Origin of the sequence: Mesobacillus boroniphilus JCM 21738 (assembly GCF_000517385.1) — a bacterium.
Classification (GTDB): domain Bacteria; phylum Bacillota; class Bacilli; order Bacillales; family Cytobacillaceae; genus Mesobacillus; species Mesobacillus boroniphilus.
This window is the reverse complement of sequence record NZ_BAUW01000132.1, coordinates 1-7675: the sequence shown is the minus strand read 5'-3', so window position 1 is coordinate 7675 and position 7675 is coordinate 1. Positions and strand designations below refer to the sequence as shown.

Sequence of the window (7675 nt, the reverse complement as noted above, 5' to 3'; positions counted from 1 at the left end):
CAAAAATTAGTCTCAAACCTTAGATTAGGTTTGACGGCTAATTTGGATAAAGGTTCTGTTATATTGCACTGTTGATTTGCCGTTCCAGTCGCTTGACTTTCAGGAATAACCAATACTCTTTTCCCCTAATTTTTAATACTCTCGTCATCTGATTCCCCAATTAAAAATTTTCAAGCAAATGAATTAGTTGTTTTAATTGTTCTTTATATATATTGCCTTTTGTATGGTGTGTCAATTTGATGTACGCTTCTGGCTGATTTTTATCAATCGAATCCAAAATATTGGTTATTACATTTTCTTCCCTTTCAATTAAGAAATCTTTAAATAAATAAATAAATAAATTGCCCTATCCATCTCATAGCTCCTTTTGCAAAAAAAGTTCTTTTTAAAATATTTTTTGTTCTTTATAAAAAATCCATACTTTTGCTGGTATAATTTAAATGAATATGTCATATACATTCGAAAGAAATCGAATTTAGGTTGCCCAGGTTAAAGATTGGGAATTCCTGATGAAATTACCCGAATCTAGTTTGCTTCAAACAAATACAGTTCAAAGTATATTTAAAAAAGAAGGGATACAAATGGAAGCTATGAAATACTTTCCACGCCCACAATTCAGTGTTGGAATGGGGAAGAACCGGTCAAATGCAAGGAGCTTAATTTTTTCGGAACCAGAAAATCCTGATTTATATCTGCCTTTCGTATCAATCGAAAGATCTTTCCTATATCATAACCTGGCAATCACGAAGGATGAGTTGACAATGGTTGATTTATATCAAGATAAAAAAATTCTCGAAGGCAAAAATCTAAAGCTCGAACATGAAATCTATGAAAAACAACAAACATTAAAGTATCTGCAACAGGCGATTCAAGCAGCCACAAGTGATTTTCAATCTGCTTCTGCGAGCCAGTTGGCGGCTGGGTTAGCCCATGAAATAAGGAATCCGCTGACAACAATCAAGGGTTTTATCCAGTTGCTTCAGCCGGAACTTCAGGCTGCCGGCAAGCAGGAGTTCGCAGATGTAGCTCTTGATGAACTTAATCGAGCCAACAGCTTACTGACTGAATTTCTTTCCGTATTGAAACCTGCTTCCTCAGAGAAAAAGAAAATATCTGTTAACAAGTTAACTGCAAGTATGTTCAAGCTTTTTTCAAGCGAGTCCATACTAAAAGATATCGAAATAGATATTGAACTTCCTGAAGAAGAATTGTATGTACTGGCAGATGAAAATGCGATCAAACAGGTGTTAATCAATTTATTGAAAAATGCCATAGAGGCTGTTGAAGGAAATCGGAGGGATAAAGGTACTATAAAATTGGTAGTAAATGAAAATGATGGATTCGTTCACATTAGTGTATTAGATAATGGTAACGGAATTGATGAATACTCCCTGAAAAAAATCTTCACTCCTTTCTATACAACAAAAACTGACGGAACCGGTATGGGACTGGTAATCAGCAAGCAAATAATAGAAAATCATGGCGGAGAAATGACTGTTACCACTCAACCCTTTAAAACCAAATTCGAATTTCCCTCCCTGCTATTTAAATAACAGCTTTTCGATTGGTCAAAAAAATTGTCATATTGAACACAGTTCATCTCTTCTTTCACTGGTAAAATGTAGGTAAGAACACGTGAAAGAAGGCGGATTGAGATGGAAAAAGTTATAAAGCTGGATGAAAATTATGTGTACACAACCACAACAGCTGATGTAACGTCGCCAGATGATTTTATTGTAGAATTACTGACTGATATTCATGACAATGACAAAAACGAGCCTACTACAATAAAAATAAAAAATATGAATGAACTAATGGATTTCCTGGAAAAAATTGAATGGTAAAATAATTTTCCTCTCTCTAAAACTTACGAGTCCCTGTGCTGATACCTAACACATTATAAGATGCGGCTCCTCAGGAACCGCATTTTTCATTTAATAGGAAATTATAAATTATTTTCAATGTGAATAACTATCCAGGTTTTCTTAATCCAGCTCCAGCGCCTAGCCCCTCGAGTCGCTTCGGTCCGCCCAATGAAGCCAAAGAACGACTTCACTGGTCGGCCCTCCAGCGCTTGTCGGGGCTGAATGAGGCGCTTGCGCTTTTTGTTCCTTATAACAAAGTTACACTTTAAGGAGTTTAAACTTTCCCGAACCAAAAACATCTTTAAGATAATCTAGTTTTGTATTATCGAAGTAAACTGAATCGCCCTCATGAATCAGGATTGAAACCTCGTCAAAAGTAAAAATCTGATCATTTGTTAACGGCTGCTCCTCCAGAGCAACTCTCAGCTGTGGTCCCCCTCAGCCGATTCCCATTGTCAGTCGGACATAAAGCTTTTCCCCATCTTCACTTTCATTTTTGATGGCCTTAAGCAATATTTTATAAGCGCTATCTGTAATTTTGAACATATTCACTCTCCCTCTCATTGCTATTATCAAGATACTTTTCAAATAGTTTATCGAATTATGACAAAATAGTGAATTTCATACTGAAATTTATACATTTACCACCATTCTTATAATATATTATCCTTAGGGGCTTAAAAATAAAAATGCCTCATTCTAATCTGGGGAGATTAATATGAGAAAAAAGAAGAAGAAACCTTTTGGACTGGCCTTGTTTGCTGGCTTAGGTGTTTTGGCATCTGTATTAACATTTCAGATGTATCATGAAGCAGAGGCAAAGGCACCAAGTGTTAAAATGAAATCTCAAAAATCACATCTCGAAAGAAGCTATGATGTTTCTGGAAAGAGCTTGGTGGAAAAAGTGAAATTAGGAGCAATCGGTGATATCCTCATTCACGATACGGTTTACGAAGATGCCTTCGTGAATCCTGGTTATAATTTCAAACCAATGCTCAGTCATGTTAAGGAATACTTAATTGAACCTGACCTATTGCTGGCGAATCAGGAAACCCTTCTTGGCGGAATGGAAATAGGGCTGTCCAGCTATCCTATGTTCAATAGTCCTGTCGAGGTTGGAGAGGCGTTTATAGATGCTGGCGTCGATATTGTTTCAAATGCAAATAACCATTCGCTTGATAAGTCTGAAAAAGGTGTAATCGCTTCTTTAAAAAACATGGAAGCTGCCGGTCTCCCTTATGTAGGTTCATACAAGGATAATGCCGACCAGCAAAAACTGCGCATTTTGAATAAAAATGGGATGAATGTTTCCTATTTATCATACACCTATGGAACGAACGGGATTCCAGTCCCTATTGGCAAGGACCATCTCGTGAATCTGATTGACAGAGAAGCAATGAAGGCTGAGATTCATCGTGCCAGAGCAGAGTCAGATGTTGTGGTTATGAGTATCCATTGGGGAAATGAATACCAGCGTTTCCCTACCACTGAACAAAAAGATCTTGCACAATTTCTCGTAGACGAAGGCGTTGATATCATCTTTGGGCATCATCCGCACGTTCTGCAGCCTATGGAGTGGCTGACTTCGAGAGACGGCAGAAAAGCATTGGTCGTCTATTCTCTGGGCAATTTCCTGTCCGGGCAAATGTGGGACTATAAAGATATCGGCGGTCTTGCCACTGTAGAAGTAACAAAAACCATCACCCCTGAAGGAAATAAAATCGTTTTGGAAAATCCTGAATTTCTCCCAACCTTTGTTTCAAGCAGCAGGCAAAGGAATTACCAGGTAGTTCCTTTGCAGGAAGCCGGTAAATTCGGTCTCGCTGGAGCAGAAAATAAATATAATGAGATCATGCATCATATGACTCAATTTATAAAAGAATAAGGTGAGAGTGCCCGGTCCATGAAGACCGGGCATTGCTTATGTTATAATCGGTCTATCTGGTATGGAAGGAGAACAATATGAATATTACAATTAATGATGATGCAGCAGCATGGTATGAAAATGAAATGGACCTTTCATCCGGAAGCTATTTACGATTTTTTGTCCGGTATGGCGGCTTCAGTTCAATTCAGAAAGGTTTTTCATTAGGTGTCTCCAAGGAAGAGCCGGATCACATTGGCGTAAAAACAGAAAAAAATGGGATCACCTATTATATTGAAGAGAAAGATATTTGGTATTTTGACGGCCATGATATGACCGTGGAACTTCACCCGGTTGGCCAGGAACCCGACTTTAAATTCGAAAAGAAATAAGGCAGACGCATTAGCGCCTGCCTTATTTCTATCCTTTTAAAAGATGGTTACTTATGCCCTCTTGTTCTAAAATTTCTGCTTGCTTTGTTCCTAAAAGATCAAAATGGGGATAATTCGTCTTCCTTTTGTCGATCCACTCCGGACGCAAACCATGTTTTCTTCCCCACTCAGCTAACTTTTCAAGATCCCTGCAGCCTACTTTTGTAACCGTTGAATAGTCTGGAAAGCGGTCATCAATCCAGTAATGGGTCAGGAAGGCTAGCTCCCCACTATCGATTTTAGCTTTCCATTCCTCAAGCTCATGACGCTTTATCCCGAAAGCCAAATTAGACTTGCTCCTTTACATCTTCTGGCTTCTTCACTGCCTGCAGATAAGCTTCATGCCAGTCTGGATAGCTCCTTTTTAACGAAATCGGCCGGAAGCTATCCTTTTTAACACAGACATGTTTTGAGCTGCCAGTCAATGCAAGTTCACCCTCACCGTTGAAGATTTCATATTTATAGACGGAGCGAATGCCATCATATTCCTCCACCCATGTCTTGATTGTAGCTGTATCACCATATCTCAGTGGTTTTTTATAGGAAGCCTGGATATCAAGAACAGGTGAGATGATTCCGTCCTTCTCCATTTCTGCATAATTAAAGCCAAGCTCCTTAATCAATTGTGTTCTGCCCAGCTCCATCCACACCAGATAATTAGCGTGATACACGACACCCATCTGGTCTGTTTCCGCATATCTAACCTCGATCTCCCTAGATGATATTATCATTGGTATTCCCCTTTATTTTTTCTTGTAAGTTTAATCTATCAGCTTCTTTAAAGCCGCTTCAAAATCTTGCTTCTCCAAGTATAAAACATCTTCACCCAAATTTTCAAAATTCTCGCTGTCAATCAATCGATATGCCTGGGATTGAATCGCTTCATCCACTAAGTTAGTAGCAAATCGACCGTTTCCATTGATTTCTGTTTCTGAAAGTTCAGCAGTTAAAAAAGCTTCAGCTTCCACATTTATTTTATATTGATACTTTCCAGCGTAGTTCTTAATGATGAGCAGCAAATCACTCACATTATAGTCTGGAAAATGGAAAAACTTCTTGAATCTTGAACGAAGGCCGGGATTGCTTTCCAGCAGCTTTTCCATTTCAGCAGGGTAGCCAGCCAGGATTACGATAAGATTTTCATTATGCCTTGTCATTTCATCGACAAGAGTATCAATCACTTCCTTGCCAAAATCACCCGAGCTTTGACCCAGCAGTGAGTATGCCTCATCTATGAATAACACTCCTCCGAGTGCCTCACGGATTTTTTTCTTTGTTTTGATGGCTGTCTGTCCAACATAACCTGCAACAAAATCCGCCCGGCTGCTGACAATTAGATGGCCACGTTTTAGCATTCCGTATTCCTTCAGGAGCTCTGCGTAAATCTTCGCGACAGTAGTTTTTCCAGTGCCTGGATTGCCGGTAAAGACGGAGTGAAGCTGTATCGGCACAGCAGGCAATCCCTTTTCCTTTCGCAGCTGTTGCATCCTTACGAAGGAGATCAGGGAGGTAACCTCTGATTTCACATTGTCTAATCCGACAAGAGCATTCAGCCTGTATAGGGGTTTTTCCGCTGAAGGATCAGAAGGTGATTTAAAGTCTTCTTTTTCTAATAATGTATAGGCCGTAAAGTCATCTTCTTCAGTAGGACGGGATCCCTTTTTGAAAATTGCTTCTAACACAAGGTTGCGTACCGTCCTGGCATTTCCGAAAGTATCGTCGACTTTCTCCTTTTCAATACGATCCCTAAGCTCAAGCTTTGCTGATTTTGTCATGGCATAATCGTTATCCTGTGCTGCTTGCTCAGCAATTTGCAAGAGTTCAGCATCTGAATAATCAGGGAGATGGATTAAATTCGATTGAGGGAATCGTGATCTTAATCCTGGATTCGCATCAAGAAATTGGCGCATTTCTTCTGGATATCCAGCAAGGATCACAGCAAATTTGCCTCCATACTCATTTCCGGTCATTAAGGACACTAGTGTATCGATTGCAGTTTGACCATAGTCATTTCCAGTCTGGCCTTCACGCTTAAGACTATAAGCTTCATCAATAAACAGTACCCCACCCAAAGCTTGCTCGACGACCTTCCTGACATTTTCCTCCGTCTGCCCGACATAAGCACCGACAAGCTGGGAACGGTCAGCCTCAATAATCTCTTCTCGCGGCAATACTCCAAGCTGATGATATATTTTGGCCAGCAATCGGGCTAACGAGGTCTTTCCTGTTCCCGGATTCCCTGTCAGAACCATATTCAAGCTTTGATCATCCTTTGTTTGCAGACCAAGCTCTTTCCGTTTTTGCTGGTACTTCAAGAACCGGTAAAAATCATTCACTCTCTCCTTCACCGATTCAAGCCCTACCATCTTATTAAGTTCAGCAAGTGGATCGATTTCAGACTGTGTTTGGCTATCTAAATCCTCCGCAAACTCTTCTGCCCATTGCACCCTGATGTCTTCGAGGCTTTGAAGTCTTTTCTGCATTTCTTCATAATGGACAGCTGTGTGGAAAACCCCGGTAACTGATTCTTCATATAGCTCTGTTGCTTTGAGGAGGGCTGCAGTCTCATCTATAGCCTTCTCCAGCAAATGAGTCAGCCTGTTGAACTTTGCCTCAGCTTCAGACCCTTTTTCTAGATGCTGGGCAGTTAGATCATCAAGTTCTTCCTCAGCGTGCGAGAGGAATTGCTGAGAAATATCTATATACTGCTCTGCTGTTTTCTTCTTTAAGGCACGATTATCCGTTTCCCTGATCCGAGGGTAGACCAGCTGGTCAAATAAGTTCCCTTTATTTTTCCATTGATTCCTGGCCAACAAGGATTTTGCCTTCTTATTTGTGAAATCGTGTTCAATCGCATTCTTCAGCCACTCCAGGACAAGAGAATCAAAACCGCTTCGTTGGGCTCTCGATTGAGCAGCCAGAGTCAGGGTTTGAGACAGTTTCTTATATTCTTCACTTTTTGCCAGCATCCTGACCGCGGTGATCAAACGGGCTTCATCCTGAATATATCCCTTTGAATTTATCTCTTCTTCCCATACCAAAATCTGTTCATCTATAGGTATTTGTTCTTTGTGTCGGTTCATCCAAATCACTTCTTTATCTAAAGTTAATTACACACATTTTCTTGTTTCACATTCCGTATATTATCACATTTTTAACCAAACGGAAAAAGACCCGCCTGTTGACGGGTCTTTTCGGAGTTACTCCTGATTGTGCGCTTCATCCTTGATCTCAGCCCTAAAGGCATCAATGCTTTCCCGGCGGCGCTCATTTTTAGCTTTGATTCTTTGCTGATCTTCAGGACTCGAATTGACCATTGCAGCTTCAGCATCCTCCATGTTCTCAATCGTATGATGGATCATGGACTGCAGCTTTTCCACATTATCGCTTCGATCGTCTGGCTTTGGTGTATGATTTGCCATTGTCATGTACCTCCTTTTAAAAAGTACATCAATAGTATGCGACTACTCAGTTTGATTATTAGCGGAAAACAGTGGATAACTTTTCTGCAGATA

At 40.2% G+C, this 7675-nt stretch carries 8 protein-coding genes; 4 read left to right on the top strand and 4 right to left on the bottom strand.

The window, feature by feature from the left end; genetic code table 11:
- The first annotated feature begins 581 nt into the window (after positions 1-581).
- The 4 genes from JCM21738_RS20255 to JCM21738_RS20240 all read left to right on the top strand — a co-directional run bounded on the left by JCM21738_RS20255 (position 582) and on the right by JCM21738_RS20240 (position 4121).
- Positions 582-1553, top strand: a complete 972-nt coding sequence (locus tag JCM21738_RS20255; RefSeq protein WP_052019826.1) for an ATP-binding protein — start codon at positions 582-584, stop codon at positions 1551-1553.
- A 102-nt stretch (positions 1554-1655) separates the two neighbouring features.
- Positions 1656-1844 (top strand): hypothetical protein, encoded by a 189-nt coding sequence (locus JCM21738_RS20250; RefSeq protein ID WP_023614223.1) that lies wholly within the window; start codon positions 1656-1658, stop codon positions 1842-1844.
- Positions 1845-2583: 739 nt separating this feature from the next.
- Positions 2584-3750: a CapA family protein gene (locus tag JCM21738_RS20245; RefSeq protein WP_023614221.1), complete on the top strand. Its 1167-nt coding sequence runs from the start codon at positions 2584-2586 to the stop codon at positions 3748-3750.
- A 77-nt stretch (positions 3751-3827) separates the two neighbouring features.
- On the top strand, positions 3828-4121 hold the full coding sequence (locus tag JCM21738_RS20240; protein WP_023614220.1) for a HesB/YadR/YfhF family protein: 294 nt from the start codon (positions 3828-3830) through the stop codon (positions 4119-4121).
- 28 nt (positions 4122-4149) lie between these two features.
- Here the strand turns inward: JCM21738_RS20240 and JCM21738_RS20235 are convergent, their stop codons facing one another.
- From JCM21738_RS20235 to tlp, 4 genes are all read right to left on the bottom strand, one after another.
- Positions 4150-4446 carry a hypothetical protein gene (locus tag JCM21738_RS20235; protein WP_023614219.1) on the bottom strand — a complete coding sequence of 99 codons (297 nt, stop codon included), beginning with the start codon at positions 4444-4446 and terminating at the stop codon, positions 4150-4152.
- 1 nt (position 4447) lies between these two features.
- A complete protein-coding gene (locus JCM21738_RS20230; protein ID WP_023614218.1) occupies positions 4448-4891 on the bottom strand; it encodes an acyl-CoA thioesterase in 444 nt (147 codons plus the stop codon).
- 30 nt (positions 4892-4921) lie between these two features.
- Positions 4922-7243: an AAA family ATPase gene (locus JCM21738_RS20225; protein ID WP_023614217.1), complete on the bottom strand. Its 2322-nt coding sequence runs from the start codon at positions 7241-7243 to the stop codon at positions 4922-4924.
- Positions 7244-7360: 117 nt separating this feature from the next.
- Positions 7361-7582 (bottom strand): small acid-soluble spore protein Tlp, encoded by a 222-nt coding sequence (gene tlp / locus JCM21738_RS20220; protein ID WP_023614216.1) that lies wholly within the window; start codon positions 7580-7582, stop codon positions 7361-7363.
- Between the last annotated feature and the right edge of the window lie 93 nt (positions 7583-7675).

What these genes read in the sequence shown, in the direction of transcription:
- JCM21738_RS20230 (WP_023614218.1), bottom strand. Translation starts at nt 4,891, where the DNA reads ATGATAATATCATCTAGGGAGATCGAGGTTAGATATGCGGAAACAGAC.
- tlp (WP_023614216.1), bottom strand. Translation starts at nt 7,582, where the DNA reads ATGGCAAATCATACACCAAAGCCAGACGATCGAAGCGATAATGTGGAA.
- JCM21738_RS20240 (WP_023614220.1), top strand. Translation starts at nt 3,828, where the DNA reads ATGAATATTACAATTAATGATGATGCAGCAGCATGGTATGAAAATGAA.
- JCM21738_RS20225 (WP_023614217.1), bottom strand. Translation starts at nt 7,243, where the DNA reads ATGAACCGACACAAAGAACAAATACCTATAGATGAACAGATTTTGGTA.
- JCM21738_RS20245 (WP_023614221.1), top strand. Translation starts at nt 2,584, where the DNA reads ATGAGAAAAAAGAAGAAGAAACCTTTTGGACTGGCCTTGTTTGCTGGC.
- JCM21738_RS20250 (WP_023614223.1), top strand. Translation starts at nt 1,656, where the DNA reads ATGGAAAAAGTTATAAAGCTGGATGAAAATTATGTGTACACAACCACA.
- JCM21738_RS20255 (WP_052019826.1), top strand. Translation starts at nt 582, where the DNA reads ATGGAAGCTATGAAATACTTTCCACGCCCACAATTCAGTGTTGGAATG.